Origin of the sequence: Desertibaculum subflavum (assembly GCA_003576705.1) — a bacterium.
In the GTDB taxonomy this organism is placed as follows: Bacteria; Pseudomonadota; Alphaproteobacteria; order Ferrovibrionales; family Ferrovibrionaceae; genus Desertibaculum; species Desertibaculum subflavum.
The window spans coordinates 14,842-32,130 of sequence record QOZS01000028.1 but is presented as its reverse complement, the minus strand read 5'-3'; the positions used below and the strand labels follow the sequence as shown (position 1 = coordinate 32,130).

Sequence of the window (17,289 nt, the reverse complement as noted above, 5' to 3'; positions counted from 1 at the left end):
CAGGTGGGATGGTAGCCTAGAAATGGCGTCGATTCCCAGGGATGCAAGCGGGCTTCAGGCGCCGGCAAGGTCGATAGTCAGCGGCTCGTGCCCCGTCGCGGCAAGAAAGCGCAGCAGATCCTCGGGCTGGATCGTGGTCGTGGCAGCATTGTGCATGGGATGATAGTTGAGCGGGCGCATCGCCATCATCCCCCGGTCCAGCACCACCCGCACCCGGCGCTCGCGGTCGTTCAGCAGCGCGAAGGGCGTGACCGAGCCCGGTTCCACCCCCAGCACCTCGCGCAGCAGCTCTGCCTTGCCGAAGGAGAGCCGGGCGGCGCCGATCCGCTTGTCCAGCGACTTGAGATCGACGGGGCACTCCTCCAGCGCCACCACCAGCCAGAGCTGGTCCTTCTTGTCCTTCAGGAACAGGTTCTTGCAATGGGCGCCCGGGATGTTGCCGCGCAGCGCCTTGGCCTCCTCCACAGTGTGCACCGGGGGGTGCCGCCGCGTGGTGCTGGCGATGCCGAGGCTGTCGAGAAACTGGATCAGCCGGGCCTCGGCCGGCGGGATCTGGGGCGCGTCCTGCATGGGCCGACGTATACTGGCAGAAACGCCGAGGGGAAACGCCGCATGAAGATCGCCATCCTGGACGACTATCAGAACTTCGCGCTCCGCTTCGCCGACTGGTCGAAGGTCAAGGCGCAGGCCGAGGTCACCGTGTTCGACCGCCACCTGAAGGTGCCGGATGAGGCGGCGCGCGAGCTGCAGCCGTTCGACGCGGTGGTGCTGCTGCGCGAGCGCATGGCGATGCCGGCGGCCCTGATCGAGCGGCTGCCCAACCTCAAATTCATCGCCGCGACGGGGCCGCACAACCGCACCATCGACTATGCGGCCGTCAATGCGCGCGGCATCCCGGTCTCCTGCACGCGGCCGGAGCCGCATGGCCACCAGGGCACGCCGGAGCTGACCTTCGGCCTGATGCTGGCCGGCATGCGGCATATCGCCTTCGAGAGCCGGAAGATGCGCGAAGGCACCTGGCAGAACACCGTCGGCATGACCCTGCACGGCCGCCGGCTGGGCCTTGTCGGCCTCGGCCGGCTGGGGCGCCGCGTCGCCGAGATCGCCCGTGCCTTCGCCATGGAGGTGGTGGCCTGGAGCCCGAACCTGACGCCTGAGAAGGCCGCCGAGGCCGGCGCCACGCGGGTCGACAAGGACGAGCTGTTCCGCACCTCCGACGTGGTCAGCATCCATGTCGTGCTGGGCGAGCGGAGCCGCGGCCTGGTCGGCGCGCGCGAGCTCGGCCTGATGAAGCCGACCGCCTGGCTGATCAACACCGCGCGCGGGCCGATCGTGGACGAGGCGGCGCTGCTCGAGGCCTTGCAGCAAAAGCGGATCGCCGGCGCCGGTCTCGACGTCTATGGCGAGGAGCCGCTGCCGCCGGACCATCCGATACGCCGGCTCGACAATGTCGTGCTGACGCCGCATCTCGGCTATGTCACCGACGACACGCTGCAGCTGTTCTACAACGACAGCATCGAGAACATCCTGGCCTGGCTCGACGGCAAGCCGCTCCGCCTGCTCAACGGCCCGGGCTTCGTGGCGCGCTGACGACGATTAGCGTGGATAGCTGGTGAACTGATCGCCGCGGCGGACGAAGAGCGCGCCGGAGATGGCGAAGGGATAGCTCTTGAAGAAATTGCCGGCGACCGATTTGGCGGTCTCCATCGCCTGCGGGTCGGTGCTGTCGGCCACCACGATCATGTCGTGCGTCGCCAGTGCGAAGACCGGCTCGCCCCGGAAGCGCTGCTCGCGCCAGAACTCGTCCAGCAGGATGCGGCTCGCGCCATAGCCGGTCGGCGTGATGACGAGTTTGGCGCCGCCGGTGCGCTTCACTTCCGGCGCCGGCAGCATCTGGCGCAGGTTGGCGACGGCAAGCCGCCGCAGGTCGGCCGGCGCCAGGCCCAGCGCCCTGACCTCCCGCTGCACCAGCGGGCGCACCATCAGGCCGGTATCCTCGGCGAAGACGATGAAGAGCGAGTCGGTGAGCGGCTGGTGCGACGGCATGGCGTCCGGCGGCGTCTCCCAGGTCGCACGGTCGAGCCAGAGCTTGGTGCGGAGCAGCGGCACGATGCGGTCGGCGCGGATGGCCGGCGCAGCGGCGGGGGCGATCCGGGCCAGCTTCTCGGCTTCGGCGGCGGCGGGATCGGCGGCGTGGGCCTGGATCCCGATGCCGAGCACCAGGGCCAGAGTCAGACTCAGAGTCCGAGTCGCGTGAGCGATAAGCATCCTGGTCCCCCTTTAAGGTCGGCTTGCTTAACGCTCAGTTAACCGTGTTGGTTTCGACGATGTGCTGCAGGTAGGCGAGGCGAGTCTCGGCCGCGTCGCGCTTCACTTCGTCGGCGCCGGCATCCTCGATCGCCTCCGTCGCCTCGGCGATGCGCTGGCCCAGCGCGGCACGGTCGACGCTCTCGAACCGCTCGGCCGCCTCGGCCAGGACGGTCAGGCGGTCGAGCGAGACCTCCGCCAAGCCGCCGGCGACGAAGATCCGGCTGGAGATGCGATCGCCCGCTTCGTAGACGTCGATCGAGCCGGGGCGCAGCGCGGATATGGTCGGCTGATGTCCCGCCAGGACGGCGAAATCGCCCTCCGAGCCCGGCACCACCACCATCTCGGCCTCAACCGAGAGCAGGACGCGCTCCGGCGAGACCAATTCGAATGTCACCTTGTCGGCCACGTCCGCTCTCCGATCCGGCCCCTAACCTAAGCTCAGGCCGCCTCGGCCGCCATCTTCTTGGCCTTGGCAATGGCCTCGTCGATGGTGCCGACCATGTAGAATGCCGATTCCGGCAGGTGGTCGTGCTTGCCCTCGCAGATCTCCTTGAACGAGCGGATGGTCTGGTCGAGCGGCACCTGCACGCCGGGGAAGCCGGTGAAGACCTGCGCCACGTCGAAGGGCTGCGACAGGAAGCGCTGGATCTTGCGGGCGCGGGCCACGACCAGCTTGTCCTCTTCCGAAAGCTCGTCCATGCCCAGAATGGCGATGATGTCCTGCAGCGACTTGTAGGTCTGCAGGATGCGCTGCACCTCGCGGGCAACCTTGTAGTGCTCCTCGCCGACGATGCGCGGGTCGAGCATGCGCGAGGTGCTGTCGAGCGGATCGACAGCCGGATAGATGCCGAGCTCGGCGATCTGGCGCGACAGCACGGTCGTCGCGTCCAAGTGGGCGAACGAGGTCGCCGGCGCCGGATCGGTCAGGTCGTCGGCGGGCACGTAGATCGCCTGCACCGAGGTGATCGAGCCCTTGTTGGTGGAGGTGATGCGCTCCTGCAGCTGGCCCATATCGGTAGCCAAGGTCGGCTGATAGCCCACCGCCGAGGGGATGCGGCCGAGCAGCGCCGACACTTCCGAGCCCGCCTGGGTGAAGCGGAAGATGTTGTCGACGAAGAACAGCACGTCCTGGCCTTCCTGGTCGCGGAAGTACTCCGCGACGGTGAGGCCCGACAGCGCGACGCGGGCGCGGGCGCCCGGCGGCTCGTTCATCTGACCGTAGATCAGCGACACCTTGGAGCCCGGGCCGTCCAGCTTGATGACGCCCGATTCGATCATCTCGTGATAGAGGTCGTTGCCCTCGCGGGTGCGCTCGCCGACGCCGGCGAACACCGAGTAGCCGCCGTGGGTCTTCGCGATGTTGTTGATCAGCTCCATGATCAGCACGGTCTTGCCAACGCCGGCGCCGCCGAACAGGCCGATCTTGCCGCCCTTGGCGTAGGGCGCCAGCAGGTCGACGCATTTGATGCCGGTGACCAGGATCTGCTGCTCGGTCGACTGGTCCTCGAATTTCGGCGCCTGTCGATGGATCGGCCAGCTGGTCTTGGCATTGACCGGGCCGCGCTCGTCGACCGGCTCGCCGATCACGTTGAGGATGCGGCCCAGGGTCTCCGGGCCGACCGGCATGGAGATGGCGTCGCCGGTATCGGTCGCCTCGGTGCCGCGCACCAGGCCGTCGGTCGAATCCATGGCAACGGTGCGGACCGTGCTCTCGCCGAGATGCTGCGCCACTTCCAGCACCAGGGTGCGGCCGGGCAGCTTGACGTGCAGCGAGTTCAGGATCGCCGGCAGCTGCCCCTGCTCGAACTGTACGTCCACCACGGCGCCGATGACCTGGGTGATCTTACCGACAACGTTGCTGGCCATTTGGGTCGTGCTCCTGTCAGGGCCGGGGGGCGGTCAGACCGCCTCAGCGCCGGAAATGATCTCGATGAGTTCCTTGGTGATCATGGCCTGGCGCGTGCGGTTGTAGACGAGCGTCAGCTTGTTGATCATCTCGCCCGCATTGCGCGTCGCGTTGTCCATGGCCGACATGCGCGCGCCCTGCTCGGAGGCGTTGTTCTCCAGCATGGCGCGGAACACCTGCACGGCGAGATTGCGGGGCAGCAGCTGCTCCAGGATCTCCGTCTCGTCCGGCTCGAACTCGTAGATGGCGCCGCCGAGATCCGGCAACGCCGTCGCTTCCGGCAGCGCCAGCGGGATCAGCTGGCGCTCCGTCACCACCTGCGAAATGACCGACTTGAAGGTGTTGAAGAAGATGGTGCAGACGTCGAACTCGCCATGCGCGAACAGGGAGAGGATCTTGTCGGAGACCTGCGCCGCCTCGACGAAGCCGACGCGCTTCACCTTCGAGAAGTCGAACCCGTCGACGATATTGCGGGCCAGATCGCGCTTCAGGTTATCGCGGCCCTTGCGGCCGACCCAGAGGATCTTGACCGTCTTGCCCTGACCCAGCAGCTCCTGCGCCTTGCGCCGCGCGGCGCGCGCGATGGACGAGTTGAACGCGCCGCACAGACCGCGCTCGCCGGTCGCCACCACCAGCAGATGCGTCTGGTCGCTGCCGGTGCCGCCGAGCAGCCGCGGCGCGTCGTCGGCGCTGGGCAGGCTGGCGGCGAGCGAGACCAGCATCCGCTCCATGCGCTCGGCATAGGGGCGCGCCTGCTCGGCCGCCTCCTGCGCGCGGCGCAGCTTGGAGGCGGCGACCATCTTCATCGCCTTGGTGATCTTCTGCGTCGACTTGACGCTGGCGATCCGCAGGCGGAGCGATTTGAGGCTGGGCATCGCTTAAGGACGTCCGCTCGTCTGGCTGGCGCTTACGGGGATCAGGCGAAGGTCTTGACGAAGCCGTCGAGGATCGACTTCAGCTTCGTCTCGGTATCGGGCGTGATCTGCTGCTCGGTACGGATCGCCTGCAGGATGGCGCCGTGCTTGGCCCGCACCTCGGCGAGGAAGGTCTCCTCGAACCGGGTGACCGCGCCGGTATCGATGGTGTCGAGATAGCCGCGCACGCCGGCGAAGATCGACACCACCTGCTCCTCGACCGGCATCGGCTGATATTGCGACTGCTTCAGCAGCTCGGTCAGGCGCGCGCCGCGGTTAAGCAGGCGCTGGGTGGAAGCGTCCAGGTCGGAGCCGAACTGGGCGAAGGCCGCCATCTCGCGGTACTGGGCGAGCTCGAGCTTGATCGAGCCGGCGACCTGCTTCATCGCCTTGATCTGCGCCGCCGAGCCGACGCGGCTGACCGACAGGCCGACGTTAATCGCCGGCCGGACGCCGCGGTAGAACAGGTCGGTCTCGAGGAAGATCTGGCCGTCGGTGATGGAGATGACGTTGGTCGGGATGTAGGCCGAGACGTCGCCGGCCTGGGTCTCGATCACCGGCAGCGCGGTGAGCGAACCGGAGCCATTCTTGTCGCTCAGCTTCGCAGCGCGCTCGAGCAGGCGCGAATGCAGGTAGAACACGTCGCCCGGATAGGCCTCGCGGCCCGGCGGGCGGCGCAGCAGAAGCGACATCTGGCGATAGGCGACCGCCTGCTTGGACAGGTCGTCGTAGATGATGACGGCATGCATGCCGTTGTCGCGGAAATACTCGCCGATGGTGCAGGCCGTGTAGGGCGCGAGATACTGCATCGGCGCCGGCTCGGAGGCGGTGGCGGCGACCACGACGGTGTATTCCATCGCGCCGTAATCCTCGAGCGTCTTCACCACCTGCGCCACGGTCGAGCGCTTCTGCCCGATGGCGCAGTAGATGCAGTAGAGCTTCTTCTTCTCGTCGCCCTCGGCGTTGATCTTCTTCTGGTTGATGATGGTGTCGATGGCGACGGCGGTCTTGCCGGTCTGGCGGTCGCCGATGATCAGCTCGCGCTGGCCGCGGCCGACCGGCACCAGCGCGTCGAGCGCCTTGAGGCCGGTCTGCATCGGCTCGTGCACCGACTTGCGCGGGATGATGCCGGGCGCCTTCACCTCGACGCGGCGCCGCTCGGCGGCGGCGATCGGGCCCTTGTTGTCGATCGGGTTGCCGAGCGCATCGACCACGCGGCCGAGCAGACCCTTGCCCACCGGCGCATCGACGATCGCCTGTGTGCGCTTCACCTGCGCGCCTTCCTTGATGGCGCGGTCGTCGCCGAAGATCACGACGCCGACATTGTCGATCTCGAGGTTCAGCGCCATCCCCTTGGTGCCGTCGTCGAACTCGACCATCTCGCCGGCCTGGACGCTGTCCAGACCATAGATGCGGGCGATGCCGTCGCCGACGGAGAGCACCTGTCCAACCTCGGAGACCTCGGTCTCGGCCTCGAAATTGGCGATCTGCTTCTTGAGGATCTCGGAGATTTCCGCGGCGCGGATGTCCATCACGCAACCCCTTTCATGGCGACTTTGAGCGACTGCAGCTTGGAGCGCACGGAAGCGTCAACCAGGCGCGAGCCGACCTTGACCGTAAGCCCGCCGATCAGGGCGGGATCCACCGCGACGTCGACCGCGACGTCGCGCTTCAGCGCCTCCTTCAAGGCGCTCTTCAACTGATCGACCTGACGGTCGGAGAGCGGCGTCGCCGCGACCACGCGCGCCACCGTCTCGCCCTTGTGCCGCGCGACCAGGGTGCGGAAATCGCGGATCATCTGCGGCAGCACGAACAGGCGACGGTTGCGGGTGACCACGCCGATGAACCGGCGCACCAATTCGCCGAAGCCCGCCGCCCGCAGCACCGCGGTCATGGCGCGCAGCTGGTCGTCGCGTTGCACCAGCGGACTGCGCACGAGACGCTTCAGATCGGGAACCTCGTCGACAAGCCGGCCAAGGCGATCGAGCTCGCGACCGACGACGTCGAGCGACTTGGATTCCAGCGCCAGCTCGAACAGCGCTGTCGCATAACGCCCGGCAATGCCGGATACGGTGGAGAGTTCGGCGGACACGTCGAATTCGTTCCCGAATGATCTGTCAGGTAGGACGGGCTCACTGGCTTTATCGACTCACGCGCCGCTGGATGCGGCTGCGAAGACGCGCGTCCGGACTACCCCGCCCCGAAGACGGCGCGGGAATTATCACGCGCCTTTCGCGCGCGCAACATCATACGGTGCGACGCGACGCCGCCGCGCCCTCGATACCCGGCCCCCTCGGCACAACATCTAGACGCGAGCCCGGGACGTTCCGGAAACGACTCGCGCCGGGTTGTGGTTAACGCGAAGTTACCAACCCGCCTCGAGCGCGGCGCCGTGCCGCGGCCCGGCGCCCGGCGGCGGCGCCCGAATCGCTCACGACTTCTTGCCTGGAATTGTTCCAAGGGGGCTTGCCGGAACCGAACCCGATCCCCATCTGTTCCTCAGGTGATCGATCCCGTGGCTTCGGTCGCGGCGCACTTCCCCCCTTGGTGCGTGCATCGGTCATCCGGGCCCGGGTGCTTCCCCCCTTAACCCGGGCCCTCCGTCTCCATCGTCAGGTATTGACGTGCCCCTGGCCGGTCTCCGGCCAGGGGCTTTTTCTGATTCTGAGCGGCACGTATTGTTTGGTACCCAAACAATTTGACTCCCCCCGCGTCCGCGACTAACTCTCTGAAGCGCCATCCAGGGGAGGTATTTGGTGGCCCATCAGGTTGTTGTCCGTCAGCTGGATGCCCCGTTCGCGGTAGAGGACGGCCAGACCATCCTGGACGCCGCCTTCCAGGCCGGCTTCGACTATCCATGCGGCTGCCAATCCGGCAATTGCGGCGCCTGTAAATCCGTCCTGCTGTCCGGCGAGGTGGAATTGGCCCCCTATTCCGAGTTCGCCCTGACCGACGAGGAGAAGGCGACCGGCCAGATCCTGGCCTGCCGCGCCATGCCGCAGAGCGATGTCGAGGTCGCCTGGCTGGAAGGCGACGAGATCGCCGCGCATCCGCAGCGCCGGCTCACCTGCACCGTCGAAGCGCTGGAGCCGCTGACCCACGACATCCGCCTGGTGCGCCTGAAGATCGACCAGGGCGGGCCGTTCACTTTCTCCGCCGGGCAATACGCGCAGGTGCAGTTCGATGGCTGCCCGGAGCGCGATTTCTCCATGGCGAACCAGTCCGACCAGGCGGTCGCCGAGTTCCACATTCGCGCCGTCGCCGGCGGCAGCGTGTCGCAGCATGTGCTGAGCCGGCTCAAGGTCGGCGACACGGTGCGGGTATTCGGACCGCGCGGCGTCTCCTTCCTGCGGGAAGAGCATCGCGGCCCGATCGTGGCGCTGGCCGGCGGCTCCGGGCTGGCGCCGATCCAGTCGATCGTCGAGCGGGCGCTGGCGCGTGGGCTGAAGCAGCCGATCCATCTCTATTTCGGCGTCCGCGCCGAGCGCGACCTCTACTACGAGGACCGCTTCCAGGCGCTGGCCGCGAAGCACCCGAATTTCAGCTTCACGCCGGTGCTGTCGGAACCGGGCGGGCCGACCAGCCGGCGCACCGGCTTCCTGGCCGATGCCGTCGCCGCCGACTTCAAGACGCTGGACGGCGCCAAGGCCTATCTCGCCGGCCCGCCGATCATGGTGGAGACCTGCATGGCGGCGCTGCAGAAGCTCGGCCTGAAGAAGGAGCATTGCCACGCCGATGCCTTCTACACCGCGGCCGACCGGCCCGGAGCCCAGCCGGCCAAGGTGGGGGCGGCATGAGCGCCGCTCCGCTTTCCGGACGCGTGGCGCTGGTCACCGGCGCCGGCCGCGGCATCGGCAAGGCGATCGCGGCTGCGCTGCATGCCGACGGTGCCTCGGTGGTGATCGCCGATAACGGCACCGGCATCGGCGGCGACGAGGCCTCCCCCGGCGTCGCTCAGAGCGTCGCCAAGGAACTGGGTGAGCGCGCCGTCGCCTTTACCGAGAGCATCGCCAGCCCTTCCGCCGCCAAGGCCGCGGTCGATCTGGCGATCAAGCGGTTCGGCGCCATCGACATCGTGGTCAACAACGCGGCGATCCTGCGCGACGGCTTCATCTTCAAGTCGGAGGCCGCCGACTGGGAGGCGGTGATCCGCACCAACCTCTCCGCCGCGCGTCACGTCATCGCCGCCGCCGCGCCGGCCCTGCGCGAGCAGGAGAAGGCCGGGCGCGGCGCGCCGGGCGGCTGGGGCCGCGTGGTCAACATCGTCTCCACCGCCGGGCTCTACGGCAATTACGGCCAGGCCGCCTATGCTTCGGCCAAGGCGGGGCTGGTCGGGCTGACCCGCGTGGTCGCGCTCGACCTCGCGCGCTCCAAGGTGACCTGCAACGCGCTCGCGCCCTTCGCCGCGACGCGCGTCACCGAGACGATCAAGCCGCAGAACGACGCGCAGGCGACCTACAAGGAGCGCGCGATGAAGGTCGGCGCGCAACACGTCGCCAACGTGGTGCGCTGGCTCTGTGCCGACGCCGCGGCGCAGGTCTCCGGCCAGCTGTTCGGCGTGCGCGGGCGCGAGGTGTTCCTGTTCTCGCAGCCGCGCCCGATCGCCCGCCTCGCCGGCGATGCCGACTGGGCGCCGGACGCGCTCGCCGCCGCGGCCGCCCAAAGCTTTGCCACCCAGTACCTCCCGCTCACCACCGACCTCGAAGCCTTCGCGAGCGAGCCGCTCGTCTGAGGAGACCCGACCATGACCGCCGCCCCTGTCGTCAAGACCTGCGCCGACCTGAAGAGCCAGCCCGACGAGTTCCGCATCGCCTGCGAGAAGCTCGTCATCAGTCACGCCGTCAACGAGCTCTACGGCGCCCAGGTGTTCGACGAGCCGGCGATCCAGCTGGCGCCGACGCCCTATGCCAAGTGGCTGACCTGCCGCGTCGCCATGGAGGAATACGGCCACCACGTCCGCTTCAAGGAGCTGGGCGAGGAGATGGGAGTTCCGGCGGACAAGATGACGCCGAAGGAGAAGCGGCCGCTCTCGATCTTCGAGTTCCCGCTGAAGACCTGGGAGGAGTTCTGCGTGATCAAGCTGCTGGCCGATCTGGCCGAGATCCTGCAGGTCGAGGACCTCGCGCACTGCACCTTCCTCCCCTTGCGCAACCTCGCCCGCATGACCATGCCGGAGGAGCGCTTCCACGCGCAGTTCGGCAAGGATTTCTGCGGCGAGCTGGTGAAGACACCGGAGGGCAAGGCGCGGGTGCAGGCGGCGATCGATATCTACTTCCCGATGCTGCCCGCCTTCTTCGGCCGCGCCGGCTCGAAGAACAACGAGGTCTATCGCAAGTGGGGCATCAAGAAGCGCTCCAACGAGGAGATGCTGGCCGATTTCCTGGTCCGCGCCCGCGAGGTCACCGAGGGACTCGGCCTCAGGCTGCCCGAGGTGCCCGCGGCGGCGTAGACTGCAGCGCCGACGGAGGAAGCGATGGAAGCCGAGGCACCCGCCCGCACGCCCGAACGCGAAGACCTGTACCGCCGCATGGCGCCGGCCCACCTGACCCCGCTCTGGGAGGTGCTGCGCGCGCTGATCACGCCGGAGCCGCGGAGCCCCGTCCAGGCCACGCTGTGGCGCTATGGCGAGGTGCGGCCGTTCCTGCTTGAGGCCGGCAAGGTCATCACCGCCAAGGAAGCCGAGCGCCGCGTCCTGATCCTGGAGAACCCGGGCCTGCCCGGCCAGTCGCGCATCACCACCTCGCTCTATGCCGGGCTGCAGCTGATCCTGCCCGGCGAAGTGGCGCCGGCGCACCGCCACGCGCAGAGCGCGCTGCGCTTCATCATCGAGGGCTCCAAGGGCTACACCGCGGTCGACGGCGAGCGCGTCTATATGAGCCCGGGCGATTTCATCATCACGCCGTCCTGGACCTGGCACGACCACGGCCACGAGGGCGACGGGCCGATGGTCTGGCTCGACGGCCTCGACATCCCGCTGGTGCAGTCGCTCGACGCCAGCTTCATCGAGGGCTATGGCCACGACGCGCATCCCGTCACGCGGCCGGCCGGCGACACGCTGGCGCGCTACGGCGCCAACATGCTGCCCGTGGACTGGAAGCCCTCGCGCCCGACCTCGCCGATCTTCAGCTATCCCTACGCCCGATCGCGCGAGGCGCTGGAGCAGATGCGCAAGACGGCGGAATGGGATCCCTGCCATGGCTTGAAGATGCGCTTCGTCAGCCCGGCGACCGGCGACCACGCGATGCCGACCATGGGCACCTTCATGCAGCTTTTGCCCAAGGGCTTCACCACCGCCGGCTATCGCTCGACCGACGCCACCATCTTCACCGCCGTCGAGGGCCGGGGCCGTACCCGGATCGGCGAGACGGTGCTGGACTGGGGCCCGCGCGACGTCTTCGTGGTGCCGAGCTGGGCGCGGCACACGCACGAGGCGGACGAGGACGCCGTGCTGTTCAGCTTCTCCGACCGCCCGGTGCAGGAGAAGCTCGGCCTGTTCCGCGACGACCGCGGCAACCGGTAGATTACCGAGAAAGCCGACATGGGCCCGCCCGCCAACGACGATTTCGACGACGACGAATTCGGCGAGGAGGAAGCCGCCGAGCATCCGCGCCTGCAGCTGGTCCTGCGCTTCGCCGCCTATGTCCGCCGCGTCTCGTGGTTCGCCTCGCTCGGCGATCCGCTGAGCCCGAGCGAGATCGCCGATGCCGAGGCCTATTGCGCCGAGCTCGGCTTCCCGCATGCCGCCGTGGTGCCGGTCGAGAGCTGGGAGGATGCCGAGGCGGCGATCCGCAATCCCGACTGGAACAGCGAGTGGTGGGAGGCCGAGGAGGCGCTGCGCGCCAACCTGATCGCCGAGGCCGCGGCCGAGGCGCCGGAGGAAGATATCCTGGCCGCACTCACCGCCGTCACCGCGCGCGCCTCCGATGTGGTGCACGGCCAGGCCGCCGTCGCCGCCGCCCGCGCCGGCATCGCCGACGAGGCCCTGATCCGCGCCGCGGCCGGGGCCGCCACCCAGGCCTGCTACCAGGCCGCCCTGGTGCTGGCCGCCGGGGCCGGCGACGACCACCCCTTCGCGGTCAAGTTCCGCCTCTACGAGGCCGGCCGCTGGCCGCTCGGCATCGTCGGCGCCACCTTCGGGGTGTTCTGAGCCCCCAGTTTCCGAGCCGGGGTGCCAGCGGCCCCGGGCCGTGCTATATTGTTGTTGAAAGCAATCAATAAGCCCAGGCAACCCAATACGGGAGTTGGAACGTCATGAACGACATGAGCGAGGCGCGCCAGCCCGAGGCGCCGGAGAGCCCGGTCACCCCCGTCGGCGTCAACCATATCGTCCTGCATGTGCGCGACATGGACGTGTCGCACGCCTTCTGGACCGAGGTGCTGGGCTTCCGCCAGGTCGGCGAGCTGAAGGCGACCGAGCGCCGCCCCAACCCGCCGCGCATGCGGTTCTACAGCGGCCTGCACAACGGCAACCTGAAGCACCACGACGTGGCGCTGGTGGAGAACAAGAGCCTGCCGGTGGTGGTGCCGCCGAAGGAGTTCTCCATGTTCGGCAACCCGACCGCGGTGAACCACATCGCCATCACCTTCCCGAACCGCGAGGCCTGGCTGGCCCAGCTCGCCTATCTGCAGAAGAAGGGCGTCGAGTTCGGCCGCCGCGTTGATCACGGCATGACGCACAGCCTGTACATCCAGTCGCCCGACGGCTACGGCGTCGAGCTGGTCTACGACCTGCCGCGCGAAGTATGGGAAGGCGATATCGACGGCGCGCTGAACTACGTGACCGAGCTGCCGAAGGACGGTGACGCGGCGCTTCAGGACAAGGCCGAGGGTCTGCCGGTCTTCGCCAAGGCCTGATGGCGAAGGCGGCGCAAGAATCCGTGGCCGCTTTATGACGTAGATCACAGCCGGGGCGCGGCGCCGGCCGTAAATCATCGCGCGAAGGCGCAAGCCCATGGGGGCGGCGCAAGGGGGAAGAGCGATGAGCGGCAAGCGGAGCGTATGGTTCGGCGGCGCAATGGCGCTGGCCGTGCTGGCGGTTACCATCCTGGTCGGCGGCGCGACCGTGCTGGCCAAGCGCGCGCTGGCCGAAGAGCGGCCGCTGGTCCTCGCCCAGGCCGGCGCCGACTATCACCTGTTCAAGGTCATCTCCGCCAAGGACGACATCGTCATCGGGCTCAGCACCGACGAGGCGACCGCCCTCGGCCGCGGCGCGGTGCTGGATGTTCTGGCCCAGCGGCTTGCCGATCACGGCCAGATCACCGTGTGGCAGTTCGCGACCCGCAAGGCGGCGGACGGCCAGCTCGAGCTCGCCGCGCTGCGCCGGGTCGCCATCATGAAGTCCGAGGCGATCCGCATCGAGCCTTACAAGGCCGCGCTGCGGGTGGTCCCGCCGACAACGTAACGCGCGTCACTTCGGCAGCGTTTGCCGGCGGCGAATGGCGGATTTCGCCGCTTATGGCGGCCTCTTCCTGGCGGCCTTCCTCGCGGCGACGCTGCTGCCCCTGCAATCGGAGGCGGCTCTGGCCGCATTGCTGCTCGGTGACCGCTATCCGGCCGCGGCGCTGCTCGCGGTCGCGAGCATCGGCAACACGCTCGGCGCTGTCGTGAACTGGGGGCTCGGCCGCGCTGTCGAGCACTTCCGGCACCGGCGCTGGTTCCCGGTCGGCGAACCCGCCCTCGCCCGCGCGCAAGGCTGGTACCGCCGCTTCGGCCGCTGGTCGCTGCTGCTCGCCTGGGCGCCCTTCATCGGCGATCCGCTGACCGTCGCCGCCGGCGTGATGCGCGAACGCTTCGTCGTGTTCGTCCTGCTGGTCGCAACCGCCAAGACCGGCCGCTATATCGTCGTGGCGGCGATCGCGCAGCAGTGGCTGTGACTCATTCCTGCGGCGGAAACTCCGGATAGCGCGGCAGGTCGTCACCGATCCGCATCCAGGGCAGCCGGCGCGTGTCCCAGTAGTGCAATGTCGGCGGCACCGCTTCCGGTGTGTCGAGGCTGCCGGTGGTGATATCGATCAGGCCGGGGATGAAGCTGGCGGTGAAGCTGATCTGCGTGCCGCACGTGGGACAGAAGCCACGTTGCGCCTCCACGGAGGAGGCATAGCGCGCCGGCTCCGCCTTGGTGAAGGTCACCTGGCCTTCCTGGAACATCACCCAGCCTACCGCCGGTGCCGCATGGGCACGGCGGCACATCGAGCAGTGACAGATGGCGGACAGAATCGGCTCGCCGGCGATGCGGTAGCGCACCGCGCCGCATTGGCAGCCGCCTTCGAGAACACGTTCGGCCATGCGCGGACCTCCCGGATTGCGAGGCGGCGATGCTAGCGGCATGGTGAGGGCAACATCTACCGGGAGGAAACCGACATGAGCGATATCGGCTACAAGGCCATTCTGCCGGAGGGCTGGGCCCGGCCGCGCGGCTTCTCGCATGCCGTGGTGTCGAAGGGCACGGCCACGATCCGCGTCGCCGGCCAGATCGGAGCCGAGCCGGGCGGCAATGTGAAGCCGGGCGCCAGCGTCGGCGAGCAATGGCGCATCGCGCTCGGCAAGGTGGTGACGGTGGTGAAGGCGGCCGGCGGCGACGTGCCCAACATCGTCCTGTTGCGTGCCTTCGTCACCGATATCGAGGCCTTCAAGGCCGCCGGCCCGGCGATCGGCGAAGCCTGGGGCGCCACGCTCGGCCGGCACTTCCCGGCCATGACCCTGGTCGAGATCTCCAAGCTGATCGACCCCAATGCCTGCGTCGAGATCGAGGCGGAGGCGGTGCTGGCTTAGGGTGGCGGGTCCGCTCTCCGAACCGGTGCCGGCCAACCAGCGCGACGCGCGCGTTGCGATCCTACGCGCTGGATGCAGCGGCCTCAGCGCCGGCGACGCAATAGCGCGAGGCCGGCCAGGGCGCAGCCGAACAAGCCCGCGGTCGCCGGTTCCGCCACCGCGACCTCCAGCGTCGTGTAGGTGTAGGTGACGAAGACGGAGCCGGCGGCATTGACCGCCGCGCCAGCGAAGCCGGTGAGCTGCGCAATCATCGTCTGCACCGCGATGTCGATGCTCAGCGCATCCAGCGGCGGGGCGAGGTCGAGGAAGTCGTCGCGCTGGCCGTTGACCGTGATGGGCGGCTGGTTCGCGCCGGTGAACGAGGGGATGGCGAAGCCGAGCAGGTCCGTGAAGTCGGTGAAGGCGAAGCCGTAGCTGAACGGCCGGCTGAATATCGCCGGCTCGCCGGCGCCGGTTGCCACGCCGTTGAAGAAGAACTGTGCCGGGGATCCGAATTCGAAGCCGCGATTGCCGATGCCGATGCGGAAGAAGTCCTGCGACACGGTGGCGGCGAGGGCGACCGGCTGGGGCACCGGGCCGCCCGGCGTCTGGAGGAAATTGACCTGCGTCGGTCCCTGCAGCACCAAGGTGCCGTTGATGGCGACGTCGACCCGGTCGAGCGTGCCGAGCGCCGGATCGAAGGACGCGAAGCTGACGGTATCGAAACTGCCGGAGAAGCTGTCGCCGACCACTTGCTGCAGGGTCAGCGCTGAGGCGGCGGGCGCGCCGAACAGGGCGACCAGCGCAACCGAGAGAATGCGTGACCCAATCATGCGACACCCCCACTGACTGCCGGATAATAGGCGAGCCCGTGGCATTCGCGAAGCCGTGATCCCGGCCGCTGCCGCGCGGGCGGCCGCAAGTGCTAGCATGCGGCCTTGGAACTTCCGGTTGGCGAGGCTCGTCGATGCGGCCATCCAGCGAGACCGAGGCCCTGTTCGCCGTGCTGCGGCAATCGGCGGAACCCGCTGTCGCCGATGCCATCGAGCAACTGGTGCATAACGGCAGCGATGCCGCGCTCTGCCGCGTCAATGTGATCGACTTCGCCGCCCGCCACGGGCTCGGCGAGCAGGCGGTGATCGGCGCCTTCCTGCATGCCGCCCGCCTCGGCATCTTCGAGCTGTCGTGGAACGTGCTCTGCCCGGGCTGCGCCGGCGTGCTGGATGCCGGCACCACGCTGAAGACGGTCGACCGGTCGAGCTATCTCTGCTCGCTCTGCAACACGGATTACGAGCCGACCCTGGACGAGATGGTGGAGGTGACCTTCACCGTCAGCCCGCGCGTGCGTCGCATCGTCGCGCACGATCCGGCCACGCTACCTCTGGTCGACTATCTGCGGCAGATCTTCTGGAGCTCCGGCATCGACCTGCCGGACGAGGCGGCGCTGGCGGCGATCCTGGACGAGATCGCGCTCGACCAGATCGACCTGCCGGCGCGCGAGAAGACGACCATCTCGCTGCCGCTGCCGGAGGGCTTCATCGTCGCCTTCGACCCGGTCACCCATGCGACGCAGTTCATGGACGTGAAGGGCGAGCCTACGCGCGAGCGGCAGAACCTGACCGTGGTGCTGAACAAGGAGCACGCCCCGGCCGGCACGGCGGAGATGCGGCCCGGGCCGGCCCGCATCGTGTTCGAGAACCACACCGACGGGCGCACCCTGCCCTGCCTGCTGATCGCCGGCGACCGGATGCACGACCTGCTGGCCAAGCGGCGGCCGTTCCTGACCGCCAAGCGGATGCTGACCAACCAGACCTTCCGCGACATCTACCGCACCGACACGCTGGATATCGACCAGAAGCTCAAGATCATCAGCCTGACCTTCCTGTTCACCGACCTGAAGGGCTCGACCGAGCTATACGAGCGGGTCGGCGACCTGGTGGCCTACGACATGGTGCGGGCGCATTTCCGGGTGCTGCACGAGATCGTGGCGGCGGAGGCCGGCGCGGTGGTGAAGACGATCGGCGATGCCGTCATGGCGACCTTCCCGACGCCGGGCCGGGCGCTGGCCGCGGCGCTGCGCATGCGCGATGCGATGGCGGAGCTGAACAAGGACCTGCTGCTGAAGATCGGCATCCACGAAGGCCCCTGCCTCGCCGTGGTGCTGAACGAGCGACAGGATTATTTCGGGCAGACGGTGAACATCGCCTCGCGGGTGCAGAACCTGGCCTCGAACCAGTCGATCTATGTCACCGGCGCGGTGGTGGAGAACGGCGAGGCCTCGCGCCTGCTCGAACAGAGCGGCATCCGCCCGATCGCGCAAGCTCACGCGCTGCGCGGCATCGCCCACCAGGTGCCGGTGTTCGAGATCCCTTAAATTGGACCTCTTGCCGGCGCGGCCGCGGCGCCCTA

At 68.3% G+C, this 17,289-nt stretch carries 20 protein-coding genes; 11 read left to right on the top strand and 9 right to left on the bottom strand.

Going from position 1 to position 17,289, the window contains the following annotated elements; all coding sequences use genetic code 11:
- Positions 1-54 precede the first annotated feature (54 nt).
- On the bottom strand, positions 55-570 hold the full coding sequence (locus DT074_RS15715; protein ID WP_119420805.1) for a prolyl-tRNA synthetase associated domain-containing protein: 516 nt from the start codon (positions 568-570) through the stop codon (positions 55-57).
- Positions 571-612: 42 nt separating this feature from the next.
- Here DT074_RS15715 and DT074_RS15710 point away from each other — a divergent pair, with 42 nt between their 5' ends.
- Complete coding sequence (locus DT074_RS15710) at positions 613-1,590, top strand: D-2-hydroxyacid dehydrogenase family protein (RefSeq protein ID WP_119420804.1); 978 nt, start codon at positions 613-615, stop codon at positions 1,588-1,590.
- A gap of 6 nt (positions 1,591-1,596) precedes the next feature.
- Here DT074_RS15710 and DT074_RS15705 read toward each other — a convergent pair whose 3' ends face one another.
- The 6 genes from DT074_RS15705 to DT074_RS15680 are packed head-to-tail and all read right to left on the bottom strand — an operon-like array spanning position 1,597 to position 7,222.
- Positions 1,597-2,268: a DUF1444 domain-containing protein gene (locus tag DT074_RS15705; RefSeq protein WP_119420803.1), complete on the bottom strand. Its 672-nt coding sequence runs from the start codon at positions 2,266-2,268 to the stop codon at positions 1,597-1,599.
- 34 nt (positions 2,269-2,302) lie between these two features.
- Complete coding sequence (gene atpC / locus DT074_RS15700) at positions 2,303-2,716, bottom strand: ATP synthase F1 subunit epsilon (protein WP_119420802.1); 414 nt, start codon at positions 2,714-2,716, stop codon at positions 2,303-2,305.
- Positions 2,717-2,748: 32 nt separating this feature from the next.
- On the bottom strand, positions 2,749-4,176 hold the full coding sequence (atpD, locus tag DT074_RS15695) for a F0F1 ATP synthase subunit beta (protein ID WP_119420801.1): 1,428 nt from the start codon (positions 4,174-4,176) through the stop codon (positions 2,749-2,751).
- Between the two features lie 33 nt (positions 4,177-4,209).
- Positions 4,210-5,091: a F0F1 ATP synthase subunit gamma gene (locus DT074_RS15690; protein ID WP_119420800.1), complete on the bottom strand. Its 882-nt coding sequence runs from the start codon at positions 5,089-5,091 to the stop codon at positions 4,210-4,212.
- Between the two features lie 41 nt (positions 5,092-5,132).
- Positions 5,133-6,662 carry a F0F1 ATP synthase subunit alpha gene (atpA, locus tag DT074_RS15685; protein WP_119420799.1) on the bottom strand — a complete coding sequence of 510 codons (1,530 nt, stop codon included), beginning with the start codon at positions 6,660-6,662 and terminating at the stop codon, positions 5,133-5,135.
- The gene (locus tag DT074_RS15680) at positions 6,662-7,222 is read right to left on the bottom strand and encodes a F0F1 ATP synthase subunit delta (RefSeq protein ID WP_119420798.1); all 561 of its coding nucleotides are present in this window, start codon (positions 7,220-7,222) and stop codon (positions 6,662-6,664) included. The genes atpA and DT074_RS15680 overlap by 1 nt, the downstream gene beginning before the upstream one ends.
- Positions 7,223-7,886: 664 nt before the next feature.
- Here DT074_RS15680 and DT074_RS15675 point away from each other — a divergent pair.
- The 8 genes from DT074_RS15675 to DT074_RS15640 all read left to right on the top strand — a co-directional run bounded on the left by DT074_RS15675 (position 7,887) and on the right by DT074_RS15640 (position 14,003).
- Positions 7,887-8,927 (top strand): 2Fe-2S iron-sulfur cluster-binding protein, encoded by a 1,041-nt coding sequence (locus DT074_RS15675; protein ID WP_119420838.1) that lies wholly within the window; start codon positions 7,887-7,889, stop codon positions 8,925-8,927.
- A complete protein-coding gene (locus tag DT074_RS15670; protein ID WP_119420797.1) occupies positions 8,924-9,862 on the top strand; it encodes an SDR family NAD(P)-dependent oxidoreductase in 939 nt (312 codons plus the stop codon). The genes DT074_RS15675 and DT074_RS15670 overlap by 4 nt, the downstream gene beginning before the upstream one ends.
- Positions 9,863-9,874: 12 nt before the next feature.
- Positions 9,875-10,579 (top strand): Phenylacetic acid catabolic protein, encoded by a 705-nt coding sequence (locus DT074_RS15665; RefSeq protein ID WP_119420796.1) that lies wholly within the window; start codon positions 9,875-9,877, stop codon positions 10,577-10,579.
- 24 nt (positions 10,580-10,603) lie between these two features.
- Entirely contained in the window at positions 10,604-11,650 is a 1,047-nt protein-coding gene (gtdA, locus tag DT074_RS15660) for a gentisate 1,2-dioxygenase (protein WP_119420795.1), read from the top strand.
- 18 nt (positions 11,651-11,668) lie between these two features.
- On the top strand, positions 11,669-12,277 hold the full coding sequence (locus tag DT074_RS15655) for a hypothetical protein (RefSeq protein ID WP_119420794.1): 609 nt from the start codon (positions 11,669-11,671) through the stop codon (positions 12,275-12,277).
- Between the two features lie 104 nt (positions 12,278-12,381).
- Positions 12,382-12,984 (top strand): VOC family protein, encoded by a 603-nt coding sequence (locus DT074_RS15650; RefSeq protein WP_119420793.1) that lies wholly within the window; start codon positions 12,382-12,384, stop codon positions 12,982-12,984.
- A 124-nt stretch (positions 12,985-13,108) separates the two neighbouring features.
- Positions 13,109-13,531, top strand: coding sequence for a hypothetical protein (locus tag DT074_RS15645; RefSeq protein WP_119420792.1), 423 nt, complete (start codon positions 13,109-13,111; stop codon positions 13,529-13,531).
- A 34-nt stretch (positions 13,532-13,565) separates the two neighbouring features.
- Positions 13,566-14,003 carry a YqaA family protein gene (locus DT074_RS15640; protein ID WP_119420791.1) on the top strand — a complete coding sequence of 146 codons (438 nt, stop codon included), beginning with the start codon at positions 13,566-13,568 and terminating at the stop codon, positions 14,001-14,003.
- A 1-nt stretch (position 14,004) separates the two neighbouring features.
- Here DT074_RS15640 and DT074_RS15635 read toward each other — a convergent pair whose 3' ends face one another.
- The gene (locus tag DT074_RS15635; RefSeq protein WP_119420790.1) at positions 14,005-14,415 is read right to left on the bottom strand and encodes a GFA family protein; all 411 of its coding nucleotides are present in this window, start codon (positions 14,413-14,415) and stop codon (positions 14,005-14,007) included.
- A 75-nt stretch (positions 14,416-14,490) separates the two neighbouring features.
- Between DT074_RS15635 and DT074_RS15630 the strand changes: the two genes are divergently transcribed.
- The gene (locus tag DT074_RS15630) at positions 14,491-14,901 is read left to right on the top strand and encodes a RidA family protein (protein ID WP_119420789.1); all 411 of its coding nucleotides are present in this window, start codon (positions 14,491-14,493) and stop codon (positions 14,899-14,901) included.
- 83 nt (positions 14,902-14,984) lie between these two features.
- Here DT074_RS15630 and DT074_RS15625 read toward each other — a convergent pair whose 3' ends face one another.
- Positions 14,985-15,713 carry a hypothetical protein gene (locus tag DT074_RS15625; RefSeq protein ID WP_119420788.1) on the bottom strand — a complete coding sequence of 243 codons (729 nt, stop codon included), beginning with the start codon at positions 15,711-15,713 and terminating at the stop codon, positions 14,985-14,987.
- Positions 15,714-15,847: 134 nt separating this feature from the next.
- Between DT074_RS15625 and DT074_RS15620 the strand changes: the two genes are divergently transcribed.
- A complete protein-coding gene (locus DT074_RS15620) occupies positions 15,848-17,254 on the top strand; it encodes an adenylate/guanylate cyclase domain-containing protein (protein WP_119420787.1) in 1,407 nt (468 codons plus the stop codon).
- The last annotated feature ends 35 nt before the right edge of the window (positions 17,255-17,289 follow it).

What these genes read in the sequence shown, in the direction of transcription:
- DT074_RS15715 (WP_119420805.1), bottom strand. Translation starts at nt 570, where the DNA reads ATGCAGGACGCGCCCCAGATCCCGCCGGCCGAGGCCCGGCTGATCCAG.
- DT074_RS15710 (WP_119420804.1), top strand. Translation starts at nt 613, where the DNA reads ATGAAGATCGCCATCCTGGACGACTATCAGAACTTCGCGCTCCGCTTC.
- DT074_RS15705 (WP_119420803.1), bottom strand. Translation starts at nt 2,268, where the DNA reads ATGCTTATCGCTCACGCGACTCGGACTCTGAGTCTGACTCTGGCCCTG.
- atpD (WP_119420801.1), bottom strand. Translation starts at nt 4,176, where the DNA reads ATGGCCAGCAACGTTGTCGGTAAGATCACCCAGGTCATCGGCGCCGTG.
- DT074_RS15690 (WP_119420800.1), bottom strand. Translation starts at nt 5,091, where the DNA reads ATGCCCAGCCTCAAATCGCTCCGCCTGCGGATCGCCAGCGTCAAGTCG.
- atpA (WP_119420799.1), bottom strand. Translation starts at nt 6,662, where the DNA reads ATGGACATCCGCGCCGCGGAAATCTCCGAGATCCTCAAGAAGCAGATC.
- DT074_RS15670 (WP_119420797.1), top strand. Translation starts at nt 8,924, where the DNA reads ATGAGCGCCGCTCCGCTTTCCGGACGCGTGGCGCTGGTCACCGGCGCC.
- DT074_RS15665 (WP_119420796.1), top strand. Translation starts at nt 9,875, where the DNA reads ATGACCGCCGCCCCTGTCGTCAAGACCTGCGCCGACCTGAAGAGCCAG.
- gtdA (WP_119420795.1), top strand. Translation starts at nt 10,604, where the DNA reads ATGGAAGCCGAGGCACCCGCCCGCACGCCCGAACGCGAAGACCTGTAC.
- DT074_RS15655 (WP_119420794.1), top strand. Translation starts at nt 11,669, where the DNA reads ATGGGCCCGCCCGCCAACGACGATTTCGACGACGACGAATTCGGCGAG.
- DT074_RS15650 (WP_119420793.1), top strand. Translation starts at nt 12,382, where the DNA reads ATGAACGACATGAGCGAGGCGCGCCAGCCCGAGGCGCCGGAGAGCCCG.
- DT074_RS15645 (WP_119420792.1), top strand. Translation starts at nt 13,109, where the DNA reads ATGAGCGGCAAGCGGAGCGTATGGTTCGGCGGCGCAATGGCGCTGGCC.
- DT074_RS15640 (WP_119420791.1), top strand. Translation starts at nt 13,566, where the DNA reads ATGGCGGATTTCGCCGCTTATGGCGGCCTCTTCCTGGCGGCCTTCCTC.
- DT074_RS15635 (WP_119420790.1), bottom strand. Translation starts at nt 14,415, where the DNA reads ATGGCCGAACGTGTTCTCGAAGGCGGCTGCCAATGCGGCGCGGTGCGC.
- DT074_RS15630 (WP_119420789.1), top strand. Translation starts at nt 14,491, where the DNA reads ATGAGCGATATCGGCTACAAGGCCATTCTGCCGGAGGGCTGGGCCCGG.
- DT074_RS15625 (WP_119420788.1), bottom strand. Translation starts at nt 15,713, where the DNA reads ATGATTGGGTCACGCATTCTCTCGGTTGCGCTGGTCGCCCTGTTCGGC.
- DT074_RS15620 (WP_119420787.1), top strand. Translation starts at nt 15,848, where the DNA reads ATGCGGCCATCCAGCGAGACCGAGGCCCTGTTCGCCGTGCTGCGGCAA.